The 23,614-nt window shown below is 72.6% G+C and carries 24 protein-coding genes; 18 read left to right on the forward strand and 6 right to left on the reverse strand.

The features are described from left to right. Positions 1-47 precede the first annotated feature (47 nt). From pdxH to ACNAW0_RS14790, 7 genes are all read left to right on the forward strand, one after another. The gene (gene pdxH, locus ACNAW0_RS14760; protein ID WP_416288413.1) at positions 48-677 is read left to right on the forward strand and encodes a pyridoxamine 5'-phosphate oxidase; all 630 of its coding nucleotides are present in this window, start codon (positions 48-50) and stop codon (positions 675-677) included. Then, positions 674-1,975: an MFS transporter gene (locus ACNAW0_RS14765; RefSeq protein ID WP_416288414.1), complete on the forward strand. Its 1,302-nt coding sequence runs from the start codon at positions 674-676 to the stop codon at positions 1,973-1,975. Before pdxH ends, ACNAW0_RS14765 begins: the two co-directional genes overlap by 4 nt. A gap of 68 nt (positions 1,976-2,043) precedes the next feature. Further along, positions 2,044-3,042 carry an aldose 1-epimerase family protein gene (locus ACNAW0_RS14770; RefSeq protein ID WP_416288415.1) on the forward strand — a complete coding sequence of 333 codons (999 nt, stop codon included), beginning with the start codon at positions 2,044-2,046 and terminating at the stop codon, positions 3,040-3,042. Between the two features lie 16 nt (positions 3,043-3,058). Then, on the forward strand, positions 3,059-3,661 hold the full coding sequence (locus ACNAW0_RS14775; RefSeq protein ID WP_416288416.1) for a nitroreductase family protein: 603 nt from the start codon (positions 3,059-3,061) through the stop codon (positions 3,659-3,661). Positions 3,662-3,841: 180 nt separating this feature from the next. After that, positions 3,842-4,147, forward strand: a complete 306-nt coding sequence (locus ACNAW0_RS14780) for a type II toxin-antitoxin system VapB family antitoxin (protein WP_416288417.1) — start codon at positions 3,842-3,844, stop codon at positions 4,145-4,147. 4 nt (positions 4,148-4,151) lie between these two features. Then, on the forward strand, positions 4,152-5,312 hold the full coding sequence (locus tag ACNAW0_RS14785; RefSeq protein WP_416288477.1) for an acyl-CoA dehydrogenase family protein: 1,161 nt from the start codon (positions 4,152-4,154) through the stop codon (positions 5,310-5,312). A gap of 100 nt (positions 5,313-5,412) precedes the next feature. Next, the gene (locus tag ACNAW0_RS14790) at positions 5,413-6,177 is read left to right on the forward strand and encodes a DUF4230 domain-containing protein (RefSeq protein ID WP_416288418.1); all 765 of its coding nucleotides are present in this window, start codon (positions 5,413-5,415) and stop codon (positions 6,175-6,177) included. Positions 6,178-6,237: 60 nt separating this feature from the next. Here the strand turns inward: ACNAW0_RS14790 and ACNAW0_RS14795 are convergent, their stop codons facing one another. After that, positions 6,238-6,423 carry a PspC domain-containing protein gene (locus ACNAW0_RS14795; protein ID WP_416288419.1) on the reverse strand — a complete coding sequence of 62 codons (186 nt, stop codon included), beginning with the start codon at positions 6,421-6,423 and terminating at the stop codon, positions 6,238-6,240. A gap of 403 nt (positions 6,424-6,826) precedes the next feature. Between ACNAW0_RS14795 and ACNAW0_RS14800 the strand changes: the two genes are divergently transcribed. From ACNAW0_RS14800 to ACNAW0_RS14840, 9 genes are all read left to right on the forward strand, one after another. Next, entirely contained in the window at positions 6,827-8,197 is a 1,371-nt protein-coding gene (locus tag ACNAW0_RS14800; protein ID WP_416288420.1) for an L-serine ammonia-lyase, read from the forward strand. Between the two features lie 65 nt (positions 8,198-8,262). Further along, complete coding sequence (locus tag ACNAW0_RS14805) at positions 8,263-9,090, forward strand: ABC transporter permease (protein WP_416288421.1); 828 nt, start codon at positions 8,263-8,265, stop codon at positions 9,088-9,090. After that, the gene (locus ACNAW0_RS14810; RefSeq protein WP_416288422.1) at positions 9,091-9,831 is read left to right on the forward strand and encodes an ABC transporter ATP-binding protein; all 741 of its coding nucleotides are present in this window, start codon (positions 9,091-9,093) and stop codon (positions 9,829-9,831) included. After that, positions 9,828-11,819 (forward strand): DUF5941 domain-containing protein, encoded by a 1,992-nt coding sequence (locus tag ACNAW0_RS14815; RefSeq protein ID WP_416288423.1) that lies wholly within the window; start codon positions 9,828-9,830, stop codon positions 11,817-11,819. Before ACNAW0_RS14810 ends, ACNAW0_RS14815 begins: the two co-directional genes overlap by 4 nt. Positions 11,820-11,835: 16 nt before the next feature. Next, complete coding sequence (locus tag ACNAW0_RS14820; protein WP_416288424.1) at positions 11,836-14,025, forward strand: bifunctional glycosyltransferase/CDP-glycerol:glycerophosphate glycerophosphotransferase; 2,190 nt, start codon at positions 11,836-11,838, stop codon at positions 14,023-14,025. Between the two features lie 121 nt (positions 14,026-14,146). Next, complete coding sequence (locus ACNAW0_RS14825) at positions 14,147-15,451, forward strand: ABC transporter ATP-binding protein (protein ID WP_416288425.1); 1,305 nt, start codon at positions 14,147-14,149, stop codon at positions 15,449-15,451. 46 nt (positions 15,452-15,497) lie between these two features. Further along, positions 15,498-15,965, forward strand: a complete 468-nt coding sequence (locus ACNAW0_RS14830) for a DUF4442 domain-containing protein (protein ID WP_416288426.1) — start codon at positions 15,498-15,500, stop codon at positions 15,963-15,965. A 47-nt stretch (positions 15,966-16,012) separates the two neighbouring features. Then, a complete protein-coding gene (locus tag ACNAW0_RS14835) occupies positions 16,013-16,762 on the forward strand; it encodes an HAD family hydrolase (RefSeq protein ID WP_416288427.1) in 750 nt (249 codons plus the stop codon). Further along, positions 16,759-19,131 carry a glycoside hydrolase family 65 protein gene (locus ACNAW0_RS14840; protein ID WP_416288428.1) on the forward strand — a complete coding sequence of 791 codons (2,373 nt, stop codon included), beginning with the start codon at positions 16,759-16,761 and terminating at the stop codon, positions 19,129-19,131. The genes ACNAW0_RS14835 and ACNAW0_RS14840 overlap by 4 nt, the downstream gene beginning before the upstream one ends. A gap of 102 nt (positions 19,132-19,233) precedes the next feature. Here ACNAW0_RS14840 and ACNAW0_RS14845 read toward each other — a convergent pair whose 3' ends face one another. After that, on the reverse strand, positions 19,234-19,413 hold the full coding sequence (locus ACNAW0_RS14845; protein WP_416288429.1) for a hypothetical protein: 180 nt from the start codon (positions 19,411-19,413) through the stop codon (positions 19,234-19,236). 251 nt (positions 19,414-19,664) lie between these two features. On the opposite strand from ACNAW0_RS14845, the gene ACNAW0_RS14850 reads away from it, so the two are divergent. After that, positions 19,665-20,324: a dienelactone hydrolase family protein gene (locus ACNAW0_RS14850; protein ID WP_416288430.1), complete on the forward strand. Its 660-nt coding sequence runs from the start codon at positions 19,665-19,667 to the stop codon at positions 20,322-20,324. Positions 20,325-20,399: 75 nt separating this feature from the next. Then, positions 20,400-20,582 carry an antitoxin gene (locus tag ACNAW0_RS14855; RefSeq protein ID WP_416288431.1) on the forward strand — a complete coding sequence of 61 codons (183 nt, stop codon included), beginning with the start codon at positions 20,400-20,402 and terminating at the stop codon, positions 20,580-20,582. Between the two features lie 28 nt (positions 20,583-20,610). Here ACNAW0_RS14855 and ACNAW0_RS14860 read toward each other — a convergent pair whose 3' ends face one another. The 4 genes from ACNAW0_RS14860 to ACNAW0_RS14875 form a co-directional block, all read right to left on the reverse strand. Continuing rightward, positions 20,611-21,273: an HAD family hydrolase gene (locus ACNAW0_RS14860; RefSeq protein ID WP_416288432.1), complete on the reverse strand. Its 663-nt coding sequence runs from the start codon at positions 21,271-21,273 to the stop codon at positions 20,611-20,613. A gap of 102 nt (positions 21,274-21,375) precedes the next feature. Further along, complete coding sequence (locus ACNAW0_RS14865; protein ID WP_416288433.1) at positions 21,376-22,014, reverse strand: C39 family peptidase; 639 nt, start codon at positions 22,012-22,014, stop codon at positions 21,376-21,378. A 204-nt stretch (positions 22,015-22,218) separates the two neighbouring features. Next, the gene (locus tag ACNAW0_RS14870; protein ID WP_416288434.1) at positions 22,219-23,043 is read right to left on the reverse strand and encodes a hypothetical protein; all 825 of its coding nucleotides are present in this window, start codon (positions 23,041-23,043) and stop codon (positions 22,219-22,221) included. 162 nt (positions 23,044-23,205) lie between these two features. Further along, a complete protein-coding gene (locus ACNAW0_RS14875; RefSeq protein ID WP_416288435.1) occupies positions 23,206-23,583 on the reverse strand; it encodes a hypothetical protein in 378 nt (125 codons plus the stop codon). Positions 23,584-23,614: the final 31 nt, after the last annotated feature.

Below are 23,614 nucleotides of genomic sequence, written 5' to 3' on the forward strand. Positions count from 1 at the left end.
CGAGAGGGACGTGGAGAGTGACGGGCGACACACCAGCTCCGGCGGCCATGCGTAACGAGTATGCGGCCGACCTGGGCCTTTCCGAATCGGATCTCGCGCCGGACTGGCACACCCAGTTCGCCCGCTGGTTCGCCGACGCGGTGGCGTACCCGCTCCCCGAACCGAACGCGATGGTGGTGGGCACGGCCGACGCCGAGGGCCGCCCGAGCGGCCGGACCGTGCTGCTGAAGGCGTACGACCCGGACGGCTTCGTCTTCTACACCAACCACGACTCGCGCAAGGGCGTCGAGCTGACCGCCAACCCGTGGGCCAGCCTGGTCTTCCCCTGGTTCCCGATGCAGCGCCAGGTGGTGGTCACCGGCCGGGTGACGAAGGTCGGCCGGGCCGAGACCGAGGCGTACTTCGCCAGCCGGCCGCGCGGCTCCCAGCTCGGCGCCTGGGCCAGCACCCAGTCCCGGATCGTCCCGGGCCGGGCCGCGCTGGACGCGGCGTACCGGGCGGCGGCCGAGCGCTTCGTCGCCGTCGAGCCGATCCCCGCGCCGCCGCACTGGGGCGGGTTCCGGGTGCTCCCCGACACGGTGGAGTTCTGGCAGGGCCGGGCCAGCCGGCTGCACGACCGGCTGCGGTTCCGGCGCACCGACGGCGACACCTGGGTCACCGAGCGGCTGGCGCCGTGACCGGGCTGAAGGAGGCCCGGCCGCGCGGACCGCGCCGCTGGGCGATCGACCTGCGTCCGCTGGCCGTGCCCGCGTACCGGCGGGTGTGGCTCGGCAACGGCGTGGCGATGTTCGGCTTCCAGTTCACCGCGGTCGCCGTACCGGTGGAGATGTTCGCCCTGACCGGCGGCTCGTTCTGGGTCGGGCTGCTCGGGGTCGCCGGATTCCTGCCGCTGCTGCTGTTCGGGCTCTGGGGCGGGGCGGTCGCCGACGCCCGGGACCGTCGCCTGGTGCTGCTCGCCGGAGGCGGCCTGCTCTGGGCGTCGACCCTGGCGCTGCTGGTCCAGGCGTTGCTGAAGGTGGGCAGCCCGGTGCTGCTGCTCGCCCTGGTGGCGGTGCAGTCGACCGCGTTCGCGATCACCTCGCCGGCCCGCAGCGCGATCCTGCCGCGGCTGGTGCCGGAGGAACTGGTCCCGGCGGCCAGCACGCTGAACTTCACGACGTTCACCGCGACCGCGGTCTTCGGGCCCCTCACGGCCGGTCTGATCTTCGCCACCTGGCGGACCGAGGTGGGGCTGCCGATCGCGTACGCGGTGGACGCGCTGCTGTTCACCGTCTCGCTCTGGGCCACCCTGCGTCTGCCGGCGATGCCGCCCGAGCTGGACCCGGAAGGCGACGGCACCCCGCGCAGGGCGGGGCTGGCCAGCATCGTGGACGGCTTCCGCTACCTGGCCACCACGCCGGTGCTGCTGCTGTCGTTCGCCATCGACCTGATCGCGATGGTCCTGGCCATGCCCCGGGCGCTCTTCCCCGAGGTGGCGCAGGAGCGGCTCGGTGGTGGCGGCGCGGTCGGCTGGCTCTACAGCGCCATCGCCATCGGCGCGATGGTGGGTGGCCTGACCTCCGGCTGGATCGGTCGTCTGCGGCGGCAGGGGCTGGCGCTGGTTGTGGCCGTGCTGGGCTGGGGTGTCGCGATCGCCCTGGCCGGGTTGGCCCGCCAGCTCTGGCTGGTGGTGGTGCTGCTCGGCCTGGCCGGCGCGGCCGACCTGGTCAGCTCGGTGCTGCGCCAGTCGATGCTGCTGGTCTACGCGCCGGACCGGATGCGTGGCCGGCTCCAGGGCGTGAACACCGTGGTGGTCGCCGGTGGCCCGCGCCTGGGCGACCTGCGGGCCGGCACGATGGCCGCCGGCTTCGGCGCCGGCGTCGCCTGGGTGGGTGGTGGCCTCGTCTCGGCCGTCCTCGCCGTGCTGCTGGTGGTGGCCTTCCCGGCGCTGCTGCGCTACCGCGCCGCCACGCCGCCCGCCGACTCCGACGGTTAACAGGGGGCCCGTCCTCCGCCGCAGGCGTTAACAGGGGGCCCTTCCTTGCGTCGACTAGGGTCGTGGGCATGGGGAATGTCGGGAACCGGGCGGCTTCAGGGGCACAGTGGACCATCGCCGCCGACGGCCACGAGGCGGTCGTCGTCGAGGTGGGTGGCGGGCTGCGGGCGTATCGGCACGACGAGGTGGACTACCTCGACGGGTACGAGGCGGACGAGCTCTGCCCCGGCTCGGCCGGGCAGGTGCTGGCCCCGTGGCCGAACCGGATCCGGGACGGCGCGTACACCGTCGGCGACCGGTCGTTGCAGCTCAACCTGACCGAGCCGGCCCGGCACAACGCCATCCACGGCCTGGTCAACTGGGTGCCCTGGCACCTGGTCGAGCGGTCTGCGGAGAGCGTCACGGTCGGGTACAACCTGCCGCCGAGCCCGGGCTACCCGTGGGCGCTGCGGCTGCGTACCCGCTGGAGCGTCGGGGCGGACGGGCTGCGCGCCGAGCACGAGGTGACGAACCTGGCCGGCGAGGCGGTGCCGTTCGGCTTCTCGGTGCACCCCTACCTTCGGCTGCCGAAGGTGAGCGTGGACGAGCTGTCGCTGCGGGTGCCGGGGCGGAGCCGGATGCTGCTGGACGGCCGGCTGCTCCCGATCGGCGTAGCCGAGGTGACCGGCACCGAGTACGACTTCACCAAGCCCCGCCCGATCGGCGACGCGGTGCTCGACCTGGCCTTCGGCGACGTCGTCCGGGACGCCGACGGTGGCTCGGCGGTGACCCTCTCCGCGCCGGAGGGTTCGCTCCGACGACTTCAGCTCGGCGCGTCTGACGCCGCACCGCGACCTGAAGCCGTCGCGGTGCACGTCTGGGCGGACCGCGAGTTCGGCTGGTGGCAGATCTTCACCGGGGACACCCTCACCGGGGAGCGCCATCGCCGCTCGGTCGCGGTCGAGCCGATGACCTGCCCGGCGGACGCGTTCCGCTCCGGCAGGGACCTGATCGTCCTGGACCCCGGCGAGACCTGGCGGGGGGCCTGGGGCATCCGGCCCGAGCCGGTCGCCGCCGTGGCCGGCTGACCTCGGGAGCCTGAGCATGGAGTTCGCCGAGGTTGTCCGGCGCCGCCGGATGGTACGCAACTACGACCCCGACCGGCCGGTCCCGCCCGAGGTGGTGGACCGGCTGCTGGAGCACGCGATCCGGGCGCCCTCGGCGGGCTTCGCCCAGGGTTGGGGCTTCCTGTCGCTGGAGGAGCCGGCGGACCGGGAGCGGTTCTGGGCGGCGGCCACCCCGGGCGGGGGCGGCCGGGACCGCTGGCTGGCCGGGATGCGTCGCGCCCCGCTGATCGTCGTGCCGCACGCCAATCGCTCCGCCTACCTCGACCGGTACGCCGAGCCGGACAAGGGCTGGGCGGACCGGTCCGAGGACCGCTGGCCGGTGCCCTACTGGTACGTGGACACCGGCTTCGCCGCGCTGCTGATGCTGCTCACCGCCGTGGACGAGGGGCTGGGTGCGTGCTTCTTCGGCATCCCGCCGCAGCGGATCGGGGCGTACCGGGAGGCGTTCGGCGTACCGGAGGAGTACCACCCGATCGGGGCGGTTACCGTCGGCTACCGGGTGCCCGACCACCGGTCACCGTCGCTGCGTCGCGGCCGGCGGCCGATCGACGAGGTGGTCCGGCGGGGCAGGTGGAGTTGAGGGCGGGTTTGCCCGGGCCGGCCCCGGTATCGGCGGTGACGAAAGCGACATGAGGGAGAAAAAGGCAGTGTGGCGGGTGCGGCTAGGCTGGCACGGACATCATCAGCCGTTCCGCGTGGCTCCGCGCCGTGACCTGGCCGGGTGCCGGGGTGGGCCGGGCCTGGGCGAGGGGAGCGCGCCGTGATCTTCAGAGCGGTCCGGGACGGGCGTCCCTACCCGGAGCACAACCTCACGCTCAAGCAGTGGGCCGAGATCCCACCGCGCCCGCTTCGGCTGGACCAGCTCATCACCACCAAGCGGGAGCTGGCGCTGGACAGGCTCCTCGCCGAGGACTCGACCTTCTACGGCGACCTCTTCCCGCACGTGGTGCAGTGGAGCGGCGGCCTCTACCTGGAGGACGGCCTGCACCGGGCGCTGCGCGCGGCGCTGCAGCAGCGCAACCAGATCCACGCCCGGGTGCTGGTGCTCGGTGACCAGGCCGAGTGACGGCATGACCCCGCTCGACCTGCTGGACATCGACGCGTTGCTCGGCGAGGAGGAGCGACAGATCCGCGCCGTCGTGCGCCGGCTCGTCGACGACCGGGTACGCCCGCACGTCGCCGGCTGGTACGAGGACGGCCAGGTGCCGGCCCGCGAGCTGGCCCGCGAGTTCGGCAAGCTCGGCCTGCTCGGCATGCACCTGACCGGGTACGGCTGCGCCGGCGCGTCGGCCGTCGCGTACGGGCTGGCCTGCCTGGAGCTGGAGGCCGGCGACTCCGGTGTCCGCTCGCTGGTGTCGGTGCAGGGTTCGCTGGCCATGTTCGCCATCTGGCGCTATGGCAGCGAGGAGCAGAAGCAGCGCTGGCTGCCCGCCATGGCCGCCGGCGAGGCGATCGGCTGCTTCGGGCTGACCGAGCCGGACCACGGCTCCGACCCGGCGTCGATGGCCACCCGGGCCCGCCGTGACGGGGACGGCTGGATCCTCGACGGCACCAAGATGTGGATCACCAACGCGCCGGTCGCGGACGTGGCGGTGATCTGGGCGCGTACCGACGAGGGGGTACGCGGTTTCGCCGTACCCATGGACACGCCCGGGGTGACCGCGCGCGAGATCCGGCACAAGATGTCGCTGCGCGCGTCGCTGACCGGGGAGATCGTCCTCGACGGTGTCCGGCTGCCGGCGGACGCCCGGCTGCCCGAGGCGATCGGGCTGAAGGCGCCGCTGAGCTGCCTCACCGAGGCCCGCTACGGCATCGTCTGGGGGGCGCTCGGCGCGGCCCGCGACTGCCTGGAGACCGCCCTGTCGTACGCGACCAGCCGGACCCAGTTCGGCAAGCCGCTGGCCGGCTTCCAGCTCACCCAGGCCAAGCTCGCCGACATGGCCGTCGAGTGGAACAAGGGGCTGCTGCTGGCGCTGCACCTGGGCCGGCTCGCCGACGCCGGGAAACTGCGGCCCGAGCAGGTCAGCGTGGGCAAGCTGAACAACGTCCGGGAGGCCCTCGCGATCGCCCGGCAGTGCCGCACCATCCTCGGCGCCAACGGCGTCTCCGGCGAGTATCCGGTGATGCGGCACGCCAACAACCTGGAGAGCGTGCTGACCTACGAGGGCACCTCGGAGATTCACCAGCTGGTCATCGGGCAGCGCCTGACCGGGCTCTCGGCCTTCGCCTGACCTGCGGTTTCGCCACCCGTCACCGCTCGCCGAGCGGGTGTCGTACCGGGGTCTTACCGTCATCTTCAGGCGCACGTGTCTGACAAGGACGGTGAGGGCGATGGCCCGCGACGGCGACATCAACGAGCCCACCCGCGAGTTTCCCGGCTACCCGACCGGCGACGACCTCCACGCTCGGTCGAGCCTCACACCCGACCCCGCGACGGGTGCCCCGGCGTCGACGAACGGCCCGGTCCGCGGCCTGCTCTGGGTGCTCGGCGCGGCCGCGCTGGTCGTGGTGGTGCTGCTCGGCGTGCAGGCGAGCGGGATCCTGCCGGACTTCCGCAACCCGTTCGCCAATGAGCAGACCGACCGCAGCCAGCCCACGCTGCTCAAGTCGATCCGCGACCTCAGCCGGTACGTCGCGGCCGAGGGCGACTTCCAGGTGGTCGTCGACCTGCAGAACGACCGGCGGAACGTGCCCGACTTCCTGCTCAACGAGCGGACGCTCTTCGTCGGTGCCGGCCGGATCGAGGCGTACGTCGACTTCTCGAAGATCGCCGACGGCGCGATCGTGGAGTCGGCCGACAAGAAGTCGGTGGAGATCAAGCTGCCCGCCCCGCAGCTCGGCGAAACCAACCTTGACCTGGACAAGAGCTACGTCTTCGCCCAGCAGCGCGGCCTGCTCAACCGGCTCAACGACCTGGTGGCCGGCGATCCCAACCGACAGCAGCAGGTCTACAAGCTGGCCGAGGACCGGATCACCGCCGCGGCCCGGGACAGCGGCCTCACCGCCCGGGCCGAGCAGAACACCCGCAAGATGCTGGAGGGCCTGCTCCGCTCCCTCGGCTACGAGAAGGTGACCGTCACCTACACGGCGCCCTGACACCGCCGGCGCCCGCCCCGAACCGCCGGGGCGGGCGCTCCGGCGTGCGGGCGGGTGGGGTCAGTACTCGTTGGGCATCAGGATCCAGAGGATCACGTAGATGATCACCTGGGAGCCGGGCAGCAGCAGGGACAGCAGGAACAGCAGCCGGACCAGGCCGACCGACAGCCCGAACCGCTGGGCCAGGCCGGCGCACACACCGGCGAGCATGCGCCCCTCGCGGGGCCGGACCAGTTTGCGACTCATCGTCGTACTCCCACTCTGCGGCGACTCGCCGCGCTGATTCCACGCTAGAAACAGGAGCGGGCCCCACCCTCGCCCCCGAGGAGGAAAGGCACCCCGGGCACCCGTAGGTGCTTACCCTGCCGGGTCCGCGCCGACCCGTCACCACCCACCCGATCAGCAACGCCCTCATTCACGTGAAGAGTGGTCATCCGACGCGTAATGGCCACTCTTGCCGTGAGCCTGCGCGCTCGCCGGCGGAGGGTGGAGGGTGGCGGGTGGGTGGTGTGCGGGAGGGGGCTGACCTGGGCGGGTAGGCTCGCCGGTCGGGCGCCCACACCCCGGGTGCCGCCCGCCGCCCCGGACCGGGAGCGGCACGTCCCGGCCGAACCCGCACGACGGGACCGACGGCGAGGAAAGTGCAGCCATGATCAGTGTTTTCGACCTCTTCAGCGTCGGCATCGGGCCGTCCAGCTCGCACACGGTGGGGCCGATGCGGGCCGCCCGCACCTTCGTGGCCGGGCTGAAGGCGGACGGGCTGCTCGCCGACACCGCCCGGGTGCAGGCCGAGCTGTTCGGCTCGCTCGGCGCGACCGGCCACGGCCACGGCAGCGACCGCGCGGTGCTGCTCGGGCTGGAAGGCGAGGCACCGGAGACGGTCGACACGGACTCGGTCGGGCCGCGGGTGGAGCGGATCCGGGCCGAGCGGCGGCTCAGCCTGCTCGGCACCCAGGAGATCGACTTCGACCCGGACCAGGCCCTGGTGCTGCACCGGCGCCGCTCGCTGCCGTACCACCCGAACGGCATGACCTTCGCGGCGTACGACGCCGCCGGGGCGCTGGTCCGGGCCCGTACCTACTACTCCGTGGGTGGTGGGTTCGTGGTGGACGAGGCGGCGGCCGGGGCGGACCGGATCAAGCCGGACAGCACCCGCGTTCGGTATCCGTTCCTGACCGGCGCGGAGCTGCTGGCGGTCACCACCGGCAACGGCCTGTCGATCAGCGAGGTGATGCTCGCCAACGAGCTGTCCTGGCGCAGCGAGGCGGACGTCCGGGCCGGGCTGCTGGAGATCTGGCGAGTGATGCGGGAGTGCGTCGAACGCGGCTGCGAGCGGGACGGCGTCCTGCCGGGCGGGCTGAAGGTCCGCCGCCGGGCGGCCGAACTGCGCCGCAGCCTCGAGGCGGAGGCCGACGCCAGCGACCCGCTGCGCGCGATGGACTGGGTCACGCTGTTCGCGCTCGCGGTCAACGAGGAGAACGCGGCCGGCGGCCGGGTGGTCACCGCCCCGACCAACGGCGCCGCCGGCATCATCCCGGCCGTGCTGCACTACTACACCCGGTTCGTGCCCGGAGCCTCGGACGAGGGCGTGGTCCGCTTCCTGCTCGCGGCCGGCGCGATCGGGGTGCTGTTCAAGGAGAACGCCTCGATCTCCGGGGCGGAGGTCGGCTGCCAGGGCGAGGTCGGTTCGGCCTGCTCGATGGCCGCCGCGGGGCTCGCCGAGGCGCTCGGCGGCACCCCCGCACAGGTGGAGAACGCCGCCGAGATCGGCATGGAGCACAATCTCGGCCTCACCTGCGACCCGGTCGGCGGCCTGGTGCAGATCCCCTGCATCGAGCGGAACGCGGTGGCCAGCATCAAGGCGATCACCGCCGCCCGGCTGGCCCTGCGCGGCGACGGGGTGCACGCCGTGTCGCTGGACAAGGTCATCAAGACGATGCGGGAGACCGGCGCCGACATGAAGGTCAAGTACAAGGAGACGGCGCGGGGCGGCCTCGCGGTGAACGTGATCGAGTGCTGAACCCCGATGGGGTGACCGGAGCCGTACCGGGGTCGAAGTCGGGTGGCGCGGGCGAGGATGGGACGGTGACGACAGGCGTCGCCGCGCTCTGGTCGGCCCGTAACTCGCTGCGCATCCTGGTCAAGCGGGACCTCGCGGTGAAATACCAGCAGTCGGTGCTGGGGTACCTCTGGTCGCTCATCGAGCCGCTCGGCATGGGCCTGATCTACTGGTTCGTCTTCGGGGTGCTCTATTCCGGGGCCACCCGCCGGCACCTGGGCGAGGCGGCCGGGTCGTACCCGCTGTTCCTGATCACCGGAATCTTCGCCTGGATGTGGGCCAGCTCCGCGATCAGCGAGGCGACGAACGCGCTGACCGGGCAGGCCCGGCTGATCACCACGATGAACGTGCCCCGGCAGGTCTTCCCGATCGGCCGGGTCACCGGCCGGTTTGCCGAATACGCCGCCGGCCTACCCATCCTGGCCGGCATCGCGGCGATCTACGCGGCCCACGGGAAGATCCACCTCGGCTGGACGATGCTCGCCCTGCCGCTGGCCCTGGCGGTGCAGTTCGTCCTGCTGGTCGGGGTCGCGCTGCTGCTGTCGGCGTTAAACGCGCTGATGCGGGACATCGAGCGCTTCATGCGGCTGATCATCCGGGTGCTGTTCTACGCCACGCCGATCATCTATCCGCTCAGTCTGGTGCGGGACTCCGGCATGCCGGCCTGGGCCAAGTTCGGCTACGAGCTGAATCCCCTGGTCGGCATCTTCCAGCTGCAACATTCGATCTGGTATCCGGACGAGTTCCCCGACGCCCGGCTGCTCACCATCACCATGCTGGGCACCCTGCTGGTGCTGGCGACCGGTTGGTGGTCGTTCCGCCGCCTCGAACCGGCCGTGCTCAAGGAACTGTGAATGGCGATCGTCGAGGCGGAGCGGCTCGGCATCCGGTTCGTCCGCAACCGGCGCCGCCAGCTGCGGCTGCGGGAGCTGCTGATCCACCGGGGCGGGCGGGACAACACCGCCGGGCAGTTCTGGCCGCTGCGGGACGTGTCCTTCCGGATCGAGCCGGGCGAGACGGTCGGGGTGATCGGGCGTAACGGCACCGGCAAGAGCACCCTGCTGCGGCTGATCGCCGGGGTGCTGATCCCCGACGAGGGCCGGATCCGGGTACGCGGGGCGGTGGCTCCGCTGCTGGAACTGTCCGCCGGCTTCTCCAACGGCCTGACCGGCCGGGAGAACCTCTACCTGGTGGGCGGGCTGCACGGGCTGTCGACGGCGTACCTGCGGCGGCACTTCGACGAGATCGTCTCCTTCGCCGGCGAGCAGGTCGAACGCTCCATCGACACCTCGGTCCGGCACTACTCCTCCGGGATGAAGGTGCGGCTCGGCTTCGCGGTCATCGCCCACCTGCCGCACCCCATCCTCTTGGTGGACGAGGTGACCGCGGTCGGGGACGCGGAGTTCCGCGCGAAGTGCTATGCGACCATCGAGCGACTTCTCGCGGAAGGGCGCACGCTGGTGCTGGTGTCACACAACGAAAAGGATCTCACCCGGTTCTGTCGTCGGGGGCTCTACCTCGATGCCGGGCGGCTGACCGTCGACGGGACGATCGACGAGGCGCTGCACGCCTACGCCAGCGACGCGCCGCGGTGACGCTCGCGATCGTGCTCGCCGCCGACGCGGCCGCGAGCCTGACCACCGGCGCCGGGGAGCGCCTGGTCGACCGGCTCGTCGGGCAGTGGCGGCGGGCCGGGGCGAGCGACGTGCGGGTGGCCGCCGACCTGACCGAGCTGGCCGCCCTGGTGGCCGGCGCCACCGGCCCGGCGCTGGTCAGCGGGGTCGATCTGGTGGCGCACACCGCGGTACTCCGGAATCTGGCGACCAGCCCGGTGGGGCCGACGGTGGCCCTGGTGCTCACCGACCCGCCGGCGCCCGGCCAGGTGCCGGTCCGGGAGGAGCGCGGCCAGGTGGTGGCGGTCGGCGACCCGGCGGGCGCGACCGGGGTGTTCGGCGGCGCGCTGCGGGTCGGCGCGGCCGACCTGCCGGCCCTCGTCGCCGCGGCCGAGGCGGCGGCCGGCGCCGCGCCGGGCGAGCCAGCGGTGGCCGGGCAGGTGTTGGGGGCGGGTCCGGCGTGCGCGGTGGACCGGCTCTTCGCCGCACTCGCGGCGCGCGGCACGCTGGCCTTCGCCCAGCGGGTACGCCTGCTCGTGGCGCACCGGGTCGGCACTCCGGCCGAGGCGGGCGCGGCGGAGGCGGCGGTGGCCGCCGTCAACGAGGACAAGGCCGAGCTGCGACTCTCGGTGAAGGAGCGGGACGACTTCTTCACCACGTTCTTCGTCAGCACCTGGTCCCCGTACGTGACGAAGATCACGGCTCGCCTCCGGCTCAGCCCGACGGCGGTGACGATGCTGTCGGTCGCCTTCGCGGTGGCCGCCGCGGTGCTGTTCGGGGTCGGCGAGCGGCCCGCGCTGGTCGCCGGGGCGGTCCTGCTCTACCTGGGCTTCGTGCTCGACTGCGTGGACGGGCAGTTGGCCCGCTACACCCGGCAGTTCAGCGCCTGGGGCGGCTGGCTGGACACCATGGCCGACCGGGCCAAGGAATACCTGGTCTACGCCGGCCTCGGCTACGGCGCGCACGCCGGCTTCCGCTACGGCTGGGCCCTCGCGATCGCCGCGATGACGTTGCAGACCGTGCGGCACATGACCGACACCTGGTACGGCGTCCTGCACGACGAGGCGGCCCGCCGGCCCCGCCCGGTGACCGGGGCGGCCGGCGGCATCGGCGGGAAACTGAACGCCGCCTCGACCAAGGTGCAGGCGGACACCGGCTCGGTGTCGTACTGGCTGAAGCGGACGGTGGTCTTCCCGATCGGCGAGCGGTGGGCGTTGATGGCGATTACCGCCGCGCTCTTCGGTCCGTTGGTCGCGCTCGGCGCGGTGCTGGCCTGGGGGGCGCTGGCCTTTGCGTACACCGGGGCGCTGCGGGCTCTGCGGGCGCGCTGGATGCGGGTGCCGGTGATGGCCAGCGTCGATGCCGCGCTGCACCTCGACGACGGGCCGCTGGCGCGGGGGGTGCCGCCTGTCCGCCGGCCCGGCCCGCTGGCGCTCGCGGTGCTCGGCGCACTCAGCGCGGCGGCCCTGCTGATCTGGGCGCTGGGCACGGTGCACGCCGGCGACCGGCTGCCCGGCTGGGCGGTGCCGGTGGCGCTGCTGGTGCTGCTGGTCGGCTGGCTCGGCGCGCGGGCACCGCACACCGGGCCGCTGGACTGGCTGGTGCCGGCCGCGCTGCGGGCCGGCGAGTACCTTTTCGCCATCGCCGTCGGGGTGGCCGGCCGGGTGCCGGCCTGGCTGATCTTCGGGTACGTCTTCGTGCTCACCCTGCACCACTACGACCTGACCGCCCGGCTGGAGAAGCGGCAGCCGGCCCCACCGCTGCACCCGTGGACGCTGGGCTGGGACGGGCGGTCGGCGCTCCTCGCGCTCGCCGCAATTGCCGGAATCGCGAGTATCGGTCTAGTTACACTCGGTGCGTACCTTCTCGTGGTTTTCGTCGCGAGCGTGGTCCTCGCCTGGGTGGTCCTGCCGGCCCGCGCCGGACGGACGCCGATCCCGGTGGGTGGGGGTGACGGCTCGCCGGGCTGACGGAGGGCCGGCCGGGATGACCCTGATCAGCTTCGTCGTACCGGCCTTTCAGGTGCAGGGGTACCTGCGGGAGTGTCTCGACTCGATCCTCATCCAGCCGTACGGCGACCTGGAGGTCATCGGGATCGACGACGCCTCCCCGGACGGCAGCGGCGAGATCCTGGCCGAGTACGCGGACCGTGATCCCCGGGTCCGCCCGGTCCGGCCGGCCGAGAACGTTGGGCTCGGTCCGGCCCGCAACATCGGGCTGGACCGGGCCGCCGGCGAGTGGGTCTGGTTCGTTGACGGCGACGACTGGCTGGTCCCCGGCTGCCTGCCGCACGTGGCGAACCGGCTCATGGCCACCCGGCCGGACGTGCTGATTGTCGACCACGTCCGGGCGTACTGGAACAACGTGGGCACCCGCAGCGCCATGCCCGAGGTGTTCCCGGAGTCGCCCGGCGAGGAGACGTTCCGGCTGCGGGACCGGCCGGAGGCCATGCGGCTGCTGCACACCGCCTGGAACCGGGTGGTCCGGCGGGAGTTCCTGATCGAGCGGGGGCTGCGCTTCGAGCCGGGCTGGTACGAGGACGTCTCGTTCAGCTACCCCGTGCTGATGGCCGCCGAGCGGATCGGCGTGCTGGACCGGATCTGCCTGAACTACCGGCAACGCCGGAACGGGGCGATCACCCGTACCCGGGGGGACCGGCACTTCGAGGTGTTCGCCCAGTGGCACCGGGTGTTCCGGCTGATGGACCGGTGGGGGCCGGAGGTGACCGCGCTCCGCCCCGGGATCTTCGAGCGGATGATCTGGCACTACCTGACCGTGCTCGGCAACGGCGAGCGGATCGCCCCCGAGCTGCGTCCGGCGTTCTTCGCCCAGATGCACGACGACTACGTCCGCTTCCTGCCGCCGGAGGGCTACCCGGTGCCACCCGGGCTGCACGGGGTGAAGCACCAGCTGGTGGCGGCCGGGTCGTGGCGGACGTTCAGCGCCCTCCGGGCGGCCCATCAGGCCGAGGCGCACGCCCGACGCTCGGTCCGCCGGGTCCGGCGTCGGGTGTTGCCGGTGGTCCGGCGGGCCGCCCAGGGGGCGCGGGACGGCCTGCTGGGCGAGTACTACCGGGCCGAGCTGCGCCGGCCCATCGACCCGAGCCTCGCCGTCTACGCCGCGTACTGGTACCGGGGGTACGCCTGCAACCCGGCCGCGATCTACGCCGCCGCCCGCCGGCTGGCGCCCCATGTACGCGGGGTGTGGATCGTCCGGCCGGACCGGGTCGCCAGCCTCCCGCCCGGCGTCGAGTACGTGGTCGCCGGCACCCGGGACTACTACCGGGTGTTGGCCCGGGCCCGCTGGCTAATCAACAACGTCAACTTTCCGGACCACGTCCGCAAGCGGGCGGGCTCGGTGCACCTGCAGACCCACCACGGCACACCGGTCAAGGTGATGGGCTTGGACCAGCAGCGGTATCCGCTGGGCGCGGTCGGGATGGACTTCGCCCGGCTGCTGCGCCGGGTGGACCGGTGGGACTACAGCGTCACCTCGAACAGCTTCTCGACGCAGATGTGGGAGCGGGCGTACCCGGCCAGGTTCACCACGCTCGAAGTCGGCTATCCGCGCAACGACCGGCTGGCGCTGGCCACGCGGGATGAGTGCCGCCAGGCCCGGGCGGAGTTGGGCATCGGCCCCGACGAGACGGTGGTGCTGTACGCGCCCACCCACCGGGAGCACCTGCCCGCCTGGCGGCCGCCGTTCGACCCGGACCGGATGCGCGAGGTGCTCGGCCCGTCCGGCCGGGTGCTGGTACGCAGCCACTACTTCCACGACCGGGACCGCCGTCCCCGTGGCCCGGCCACCGGCGGCGTGCTGGACGTGAGTGACCACGAGCCGGTGGAGGACCTGTACCTGGCCGCGGACGTGCTGGTCACCGACTACTCGTCGGCCATGTTCGACTACGCCGTCCTGGACCGGCCGATCGTCGTCTACGCCCCGGACTGGGACGCGTACCGGGTAACCCGGGGCGTCTACTTCGACCTGGTCTCGGAGCCGCCGGGCGCGCTCGCCCTCGACTTCCCTGCCCTGCTCGACGTGTTCCGTTCGGGCGCGCTCCGGTCCGAGCGGGCCGAGCAGGCGCGGCAGCGGTTCCGCGCCCGGTTCTGCGCGTTCGACGACGGCCATGCCGCCGAGCGGGTGGTCCGCCGGGTCTTCCTCGACGGGTCGGCCTGAAGATCGGTGCCGCTTAATAGGCCTGTCACGAGCCGAACATGGCACGTTTACCCGATGTGCTCATTCGATGATTTTGGTCACAGTCATCTCCGGGTTTCAGCGAGGAGCTGAGGAGGTGGCGGTGACCACCGTCGCGCTCAAGGATGTCACCAAGGTGTTCCCGGACGGGACAGTCGCGGTCGACACCATCAATCTGGACGTTGACGACGGCGAGTTCATGGTGCTGCTCGGCCCCTCCGGCTGCGGCAAGTCGACGGTGCTGCGCATGGTCGCCGGCCTGGAGGACCCGAGCACGGGCGCGGTCATGCTCGACGGCGAGGTCGCCAACGACCTGCCTCCGCGGGACCGGCGGATCGCCATGGTCTTCCAGGACTTCGCCCTCTACCCGCACATGACCGTCGGCGACAACATCGGCTTCCCGCTGCGGCTGGCCGGGATCGAGCCCGGCCCGCGCGGGGAGCGGATCCAGGGTGTGGCCGGCGCCCTCGGCATCGGTGACGTGCTCGGCCGCAAGCCCAGCCAGCTTTCCGGCGGCCAGCGGCAGCGGGTGGCGATGGGCCGGGCGATCGTGCGCCGACCCGGGCTGTTCCTGATGGACGAGCCCCTCTCCAACCTGGACAGCGGCCTCCGCGCGGAGCTGCGCGCCGAGATCTCCGGGCTGACCCGCGAGCTGGGCGTCACCACCATCTACGTCACGCACGACCAGGCCGAGGCGCTGACCATGGCCGACCGGGTTGCCATCATGCGCAAGGGCGTGCTGCAGGATGTCGGCACCCCCACCCAGGTGTACGGCCGGCCGGCCACCCTCTACGTCGCCGCGTTCCTGGGCAGCCCCCGGATGAACCTGCTGGAGGCGTCGGTCTACGTCCACCTCGACCGGTATGTGGCGCTCAACCTCGGGGAACAGACGCTCTACCTGCCCTGGGACGACATCCGCAGCCGCGCCGTGGCGCACTACCACGGCGAACGGATCGTGGTCGGGATGCGGGCCGAGGCGCTCACTCCCGTCGCCCCGGACGCTCCTGGTCACCTGCTCCAGGGACGGATCCGCTACCTGGAGCATCACGGCCACGAGTCGCTGGCCTTCCTCGACATCGGCGCCACCGCGATCGTGGTGGACGAGATGGGCACCCCGGTGGAGAACGTCGTGCCCGGCCAGCGGGGTCTGCGCCGCTTCGGCCAGGTCGTGCAGCGGTTCGCCGGCCGGGCGGTGGAGTCTCCGATCCCCGCGCCGGCCGGCGGCGGGAGCCGGACCAGTGTGCTTTCCGACCCCGGCCGGCACCACCGCCGCCCGGCGGAGCTGGCAGTCCGGCTGGCCCCGTACCCGGCGGTCTCGGCGGGGCAGCCGCTGGTCGTCCAGGTACGCATGGATGCCCTGCACTTCTTCGACGAGCGCGGCGGCCGCATCGACGTCGGCTGGCGCTGAGCGGGGCGGCTTGCCGAGGGAAGTTACTGCGGAGTAGCGTTCCGACATGTCCATCGACTCTCGTCAGGTGGCGGCCGGTCTGCTGGCGGCCGTGCCGTTCGCCCGTGCGCTCGATATCGAATTCGTCGAGGTCGCGCCGGAGGCCGAGGGCGGGGTGCGGGCGGTCGTCCGGCTCCCCGACAACCCGGAGCATCGCAACCACGTCGGCGGCCCGCACGCCGGAGCCATGTTCACCCTCGGGGAGACCGCCTCCGGAGCGGCGGTGCTCGCCGCGTTCGGGCAGGTGCTCGACCGGGCGGTGCCGCTGGCCGTGACCGCGACCATCGCGTACCAGAAGATCGCCCTCGGCCCGGTGCTGGCCACCGCTCGGCTGGGGTGCACCCCGACCGAGGTGGTCGCCGAGCTGGACGCCGGGCAGCGCCCGGAGTTTCCGGTCGAGGTGGAAATCGGCACCGAGGACGGCACCACCACCTCCGTGATGACGGTGACCTGGACGCTCCGCCCGAACCATTGATGCCCGAACGGGGTTTACCCGGCCGATCCGCTGGATAGGGTCTTAACGTGCTCGGTCTACCCGCTCACGTGACTGCCTGTCTCTTCGATCTGGACGGTGTGCTGACGCAGACCGCCAAGGTGCACAACGCCGCCTGGACCGAGACCTTCAACGCGTTCCTCGCCGGCCGCGCGGCGGCCACCGGGGAGTCGTTCCGCCCGTTCGACCCCGGCCCGGACTACAACCGGTACGTGGACGGAAAACCGCGCGCCGACGGGGTGCGCTCCTTCCTGGCCTCCCGCGGGATCAGCCTTCCCGAAGGCGCGCCGGACGACCCGCCGGAGGCGGACACGATCAACGGGGTGGGCAACCGCAAGAACGTGTTCCTGCTCAGGCGGCTCCGCACCGACGGGGTCGAGGTCTACGAGGGCTCGGTGCACTACCTGGAGGCGGTGGCCCGCGCCGGGCTCCGCCGGGCGGTCGTCTCGGCCAGCGCGAACGCCAAGGCGGTGATCGAGGCGGCCGGGCTGGACCGGCTGCTGGAGGCCCGGGTGGACGGGGTGTTCGCCCACGAGCGCGGGCTGCGCGGCAAACCGTACCCGGACGGCTTCCTCGCCGGCGCGCGGCTGCTCGGGGTGGCGCCGGAGCAGGCCGCCGTCTTCGAGGACGCCCTCGCCGGGGTGGACGCGGGCCGGGCCGGCGGCTTCGGGTATGTGGTGGGCGTCGACCGCGTCGGCCAGGCCGACGACCTGCGCGCGCACGGCGCCGACGTGGTGGTGACCGACCTGGCCGAACTGATGACGGAGCCGGCCCGATGATCCGGGAACGGGCGTATCCGGTCGAGCCCTGGCATGTCCGCGAGACGCGGCTCGACATGGACGTGCTGGCTCAGTCCGAATCGGTCTTCGCCCTGTCCAACGGGCACGTCGGGCTGCGCGGCAACCTGGACGAGGGCGAGCCGTACGGCCTGCCCGGCACCTACCTCAACTCCTTCTACGAGCTGCGGCCCCTGCCGTACGCGGAGGCCGGCTTCGGCTTTCCCGAGTCCGGCCAGACCATCGTCAACGTCACCAACGGCAAGCTGATCCGGCTGCTCGTCGACGACGAACCGCTCGACGTCCGGTACGGCGAAATCCTCTCCCACGAGCGGATCCTCGACCTGCGGGCCGGCACCCTGCATCGGGAGCTGCACTGGCGCTCGCCGGCCGGCCGGGAGGTGAAGGTCCGCAGCACCCGGCTGGTGTCGTTCACCCAGCGCCCGGTCGCCGTGATCAACTACGAGGTCGAGCCGGTCGACGGGCCGCTGCGGCTGATCGTCCAGTCCGAGCTGGTCGCCAACGAGACTCTGCCGCCGCAGAGCCGCGACCCACGGGTCGCCGCCGTGCTCGAGTCGCCGTTGCAGGCCGAGGAGGAGCTGACCACCGCCGACGGCGGCCTGCTGATCCACCGGACCAAGGTGAGCGGTCTGCGGGTCGCCGCCGCGATGGCGCACGAGGTGCACGGCCCCGAGCGCACCACGATCTCCTCCGAGGGGTACGAGGACTGGGTCCGCACCACGATCGGCGGCGTGCTCAAGCCGGGCCAGACGCTGCGGGTGGTCAAGTACCTGGCGTACGGCTGGTCCAGCCGGCGGTCGTTGCCGGCGCTGCGCGACCAGGTCGGCGCGGCCCTCGCCGCCGCCCGGCTCGACGGCTGGGAGGGCCTGCGCCGGGCGCAGCGGGAGTACCTGGACGAGTTCTGGGACGCCTCCGACGTCCGGGTGGAGGGCGACCCGGAGGTGCAGCAGGCCGTCCGCTTCGGGCTGTTCCACGTGCTCCAGGCCGGTGCCCGGGCCGAACGCCGGCCGATCCCCGCCAAGGGGCTCACCGGCCCGGGGTACGACGGGCACGCGTTCTGGGACACCGAGATGTTCGTGCTGCCCGTGCTCACCTACACCCAGCCAAGCGCGGTACGGGACGCCCTGTACTGGCGCCACTCGACCTTGCCGCAGGCGCACGACCGGGCCCAAACCCTGAATCTCCGGGGCGCCTCCTTCCCGTGGCGGACCATCGAAGGCCCGGAGTCCTCGGCGTACTGGCCGGCGGGCACCGCCGCGTTCCACATCGCCGCCGACATCGCCGACGCGCTGCGGCGATATCTGCTCGCCACCGAGGACGAGACGCTGGAGCGGGAGATCGGCCTGGAGCTGCTGGTGGAGACCGCCCGGCTCTGGCGGTCACTGGGCCACCACGACCGTGACGGGCAGTTCCACATCGACGGGGTGACCGGCCCGGACGAGTACACCGCGGTCAAGAACGACAACATCTACACCAACCTGATGGCGCAGCGGAACCTGCTGACCGCCGCCGAGTGCGCGATGCGCCTCCGGGACCAGGCGCTCGACCTCGGGGTGACCGAGGAGGAGGCGGCCGGCTGGCGGGACGCCGCACGCGCCATGCACATCCCGTACGACGAGGACCTCGGGGTGCACCAGCAGGTGGACGGGTTCACCCGGTTGCAGGAGTGGGACTTCGAGCGCACCCCGCCGGAGAAGTACCCGCTGTTGCTGCACTACCCGTACTTCGACCTCTATCGCAAGCAGGTCGTCAAGCAGGCCGACCTGGTGCTGGCGATGCACTGGCGGGGCGACGCGTTCACCGGCCCGCAGAAGATGCGCAACTTCCTCTACTACGAGCGGCGGACCGTCCGGGACTCGTCCCTCTCCGCCTGCACCCAGGCGGTGATGGCGGCCGAAGTGGGTCATCCCGAGCTGGCTCACCGCTATCTGCGCGAGGCCGCGCTGATGGACCTGCACGACCTGAACGACAACACCCGCGACGGCGTGCACATGGCGTCGCTGGCGGGCGCCTGGATCGCCCTGGTCGCCGGCTTCGGCGGCCTGCGCGACCACGAGGGCATACTCTCCTTCTCGCCACGGCTGTCCAGCCGGCTGAGCCGCCTGGAGTTCTCACTCCAGTGGCGTTCCATCCACCTGCGGGTCGACGTCCGGCCGCACGAGACGACGTACTCGTTGCGGCACGGCGGGCCGGACACCGTGCTGGAGCTGCGCCACCACGGCGAGCCGATCCGGATCACCTGCGACCAGCCGGTCACCGTGCCGGTGCCGCCGGCCGATCCGTCCGGGCCGCAGCCGGAGCAGCCGCCGGGCCGGGCACCCCTCATGCACCTGCCGGACAACGCCGGCTGAGCCGGCCGCACGCCGACCGGCCCCGCACGCCGACCGCCCCGCACGCCGACCGGCCGAGCCGGCCCGGTCCTGATTCCAGGGCCGGGCCGTCAGGTGCGTACGTCAGAACTGGCGGCCGTTGGACGGACGGCCCTCGGCGTCCCGGGGCGCCATCGCCCGCGGATCGTCGGCGGTCCGTGCCTGCGCCGCTTCGTCGGCCCAGTCCCGGGAGCGCTCGGCCTCCTGTTCGCGGCGTTCCCGCTGGGCGTTCTCCTTGCGGGACCTGTTCTGCTGCTGGGCCATGACGATCCTCGCGATCCGTCGGGGCGCGGCTGCGCCGGTCCGTGGGTCACCCCGCGCCTTCCCGATCGACTCGACGGCAAACGGCGGCTCAACCCGCCCCCGCTTGGGTTGGTCAACTTCGTGTACGGCACATCGCGGTGTTCGAGGGCCCGGGATACCACAACGTCGCGCACACGGAGTTGATCAGCCGCCCAAGCCCGCGGGCGGGGCTGGGGGAGGTGAGGTGAGGGTGGGTGGGGGTATGCGGGGGCATGGAGACGCGTGAGGTGACAATTCCCGTGGTCGAGGGCGGGCTGACCGCCGACGTGATCATGCCGTCCGATGCGACCGGCGTGGTCCTCTTCGCGCACGGCAGCGGCAGCTCGCGGCACAGCCCACGCAACGTGGCCGTCGCGCACCAGCTCAACGCACGGTCGCTGGCGACCGTGCTGGTCGACCTGCTCACCCTCGACGAGGACGTGCTGGACGCCCGGACCGCCGAACTGCGCTTCGACATCGGGATGCTCGCCGAGCGGCTGGCCGCCATCGTCGACTGGATGGGCGAGGAGCCGACGCTGGGCCGGCTGCCGGTCGGTCTCTTCGGGGCCAGCACCGGTGCGGCGGCGGCCCTGGTGGCGGCGGCCACCAGACCGGACCGGGTGGCCGCGGTGGTATCCCGGGGCGGTCGACCGGACCTGGCCGGCAACGCCCTGTCGAAGGTGCGCGCCCCGACGCTGCTGCTGGTCGGCGGCCTCGACGAGGAAGTGATCGTGCTCAACGAGCAGGCGCGGGCCGAGCTGGGCGAGGTGGCCGAGCTGCGGATCGTCCCCGGCGCCACGCACCTCTTCGAGGAGCCCGGCACGCTCGAACAGGTGGCCGACCAGGCCGGCACCTGGTTCACCACCCGCCTACGCACCCCCCACCCGGCCTGATCCTCGCGTCGATCATGGAGCCGTTTGTGCTCGCCGCGCCCGGGAAGGCGGAGGCGTGAGGAAGGGAGATCCGGCATGAGCGACTTCATGAAGAAGGCTGAGCAGTTCGCCGAACAGCATCCGCAGCAGGCCGACCAGGGTGTCCAGAAGGCCGGCCAGGAGGTCGACCAGCGCACCGGCGACCGTTACGACAAGGAGGTCCAGAAGGGCGAGCAGGAGGCGCAGCAGCGGATCGACCAGGGCAACCGCAACCGCTGACCGCGCCGCGTCGACCGACCCGGCCCGGTCAGATCCGATGCAACAGGGCAGGAAGCTCGCCGAGGGTGGCGAGCGCCCGCCCGTCCCAGGCGGGATCGCTGTCGTTGTGCTCGATGGTCCGTACCACCGCCATGCCGACCGTCGCCGCACCGGCCAGCTCGCCGTCCGCGCCGTCGCCGACGAAGACGCAGTCGCTCGGAGCAACCCCCAGTCGCTCGGCTGCCGCCCGGTAGATCGCCGGGTCGGGCTTGGCCAGGCCGACCTCGCACGAGAACACCGCGACGTCGAAACGACGGGCCAGCCCGCTGGATGGCCACGCCTCAGCGGTCTCGGCGGTGGCGTTGCTGATCAGGCCGAGCGGGTGGCCGTCGGCGCGCAGCGCGTCCAGCACGGCGAGGGTCTCCGGCGCGACGCTGTCCAGCAGCCGGGCGGCCAGCTCGCGGCGGTGGGCGGCCGCCCGGGCCACCTGCTCCTCGGTCGGCGCCCCGCCGAGCCGCCCGGCCAGGATCCGGACCGTGTCCGCGACGTCCCATTCGGTCATCCGGTCCCGCCAGGTGGCGTGGTACGCGGCGACCAGCGCCTCCGGCACCACCCCCACCATGATGGCCATCTCGCCGACCACCCGGTCCCGTTCGGAGTTCGCCCCGTCGACGAGGGTGTGGAAGAGGTCGAAGATCACCGGTCGCGGCACGGCCCACATGCTATCGCCGGCGGCCGGGCAAGTCGCGGCCTGCCGGTACGGCGAAAGAGCCGGCCTCCCCGCTCGGGGAGACCGGCCCTCGTTGTCGCTCGATCAGGAGCTGTAACCGCGGCTGGCGATCCAGTTGGCCAGGGCGGTCACGTTCATCCAGTACGTCGGCGCGCCCGGGCTGGCCGGGTCGGCGATCAGTACGGTGTTGCCGTCGTCCTTGTACTCCACCACTGTCAGGTAGTGACCCGAGTAGCTGTGCGCGACGCCGTCGACGTCCAGCGCGGTGCCCCGGATGTTGGCGACGACCGGCCGGCCCTGGTCGACCGCGGCCTTGACGTCGGTCCGCAGCTGCTCGATCTGGCCCTGGTTGGCCGCGTTGTCCCGGATCTCGGTGGTCTTGTACCTGCCACCGGTGTAATCGTTGAGCACCCGGGTGATGTCGATGGCGGAGTCGGTGCCGTTCACCGTGGTGCCCAGCTTGCCGGCCAGCTCGTCCTGGCTGACCTGCTTGCCCCCGGCCGACAGCGCGATCCGGGTCGAGGCCGGGCCGCAGTAGAAGTAGTTCGGCTGGGCCTGGTACTCGTAGCTGGCGCGGTGGTCGCTGCTGTCGCCGGGCGCCGAGGTGGCCGGCTGGGCGTCCGCCGGGGCGGCGTGCGCGGCCACGGCGGGGCCGGCGATGACGCCACCGGACATGACGAGACCGGCGACGGAGAGCATGCTCCTACGGAAGATCTGGTTCATCTCGAAGCTCCATTCGGGGGTTGACGCCTCCGGGGAGACACAGCACCGGGAGTGGCGCTCGGGTCGTACCGGAAGTGCAACCAGCGGTGCTGGGCCCCGATTCCGTCCGGGTGGTCCTGCTCACCGTCGAACCGGACATGCCGCTCGACTCGCACGGCGCAGGGAAAACCGCCCCGGCGGCCCAATACCGGGCTCCGCCGGGCGTCAGTACGCCGGGACCGCCGCCCGGCCCCGGGCGACCGACGGGATCTCGGCGTGCCGGCCGGTGGCCGACAGGTCCCCTGTGGCCTCCGCCGCAGCGAAGTCCACGATGGACAACGGCGACTGCGGCTCGGGTGCCGGGCAGGTCGCCACGTACGCCTCGTCGCGCAGGCTCCGTGCGGCGGCGGCGGCCAGCTCGGCGGCCTGCCAGGCGGCCTGCTCCCGCTCCCGGGCGGCGCGCTGCCGGGCGCGCAGGTTGTCCCGGATCAGCCGACGAAGCAGCAGTTCCTGCTCCACCGGGTGCCGGCGCGGGTCCCAGCCCAGGTGCCCGAGGATGTCGCTGAGCTGCTCCACCGTGATCTCCTTGCGCCACTGCGCGTCCAGCGCGGCCCGGTGCAGCCAGCGCTCGCGGTCCGCGTACTCGGCGGGCGTCCGGGCCGTACGCGGCAGGGGCAGCGTGGCGGCGGCGGCCAGCCGGCGGACGTCCTCCTCGGCCGCCTCGTACGCCCGCCACACCTCCTCGACCTCCTCCTGGGCGGCCAGCCACTCGGCCCGCCGCCGCTCCGCGGTGGCTGCCGCGCGGGTTGCCGCCACCTCGACCTCCTGCGCGTACCGGGCCCGCTCGCGGGCCACCTCGCGGGCCTCCTCGGCCAGCTCCAGGCTGCTCGGCATGGCTGCCTCGCTGATCCGGTCGCTAACCACCGACCGGAACCGGTCCGGTCGGACGATCAGGGCGGCGACGACGATCACCGCCACGGTGAGTAGGGCCAGCCAGATCCCGGCGGCCTGGGGAACGTCGGGCAGGACGATGGAGAAGACGGTCAGCATCACCAGCACCTCGTGGTGGAACGGTCGGAACTAAGATCTGGGCCCGCTTGGGCGGGTGGCGGATCGCCGTGAGCGCGACGGGGGGCGCGACGGCGTCGCGGAGCCGTACCCCGATGGGGTCGGCGAGGGATGCACCGGAGGCCGCGTCTGCGGCCGGCGTGCTCAGCTGCGCGGTGGGCCGCGACGGGCGATCGGCTCCCGGCCGGGATCGGCGGCAGGAAGCACGACGGCGACCGCGGGCGGTGGCGCGACGTCGTGGTCGACCTGGCGCGGCGGTACGCCGGGAGCCGGCGAGGTGAGTGCCGGGCGCACCGGCCCAGCGGTGGTCTCCGCATCCGACGCGGCCAGCGTGACCTCGGCGGCCGCCGCGCTGACACTGAGGACGGTCGTCCCGGTGTCGAGATCGGCGGTGGCGGGCGCGGCGGCCAGCCCGTTGAGCCCCGCGACGAGCACCAGGGCGGTCACCGCCACCCGGGCCCGCTCCCGAAGGGTGCGCAGCGTCGCCGCCCAAAGGGGCGGGGCGAACGCTACGGGAAGCACCAATTCAACCTATCCGGCAGATCCGCCTTCC

The sequence above is a fragment of the Micromonospora sp. SL1-18 genome (assembly GCF_047921505.1).
GTDB lineage: Bacteria > Actinomycetota > Actinomycetes > Mycobacteriales > Micromonosporaceae > Micromonospora.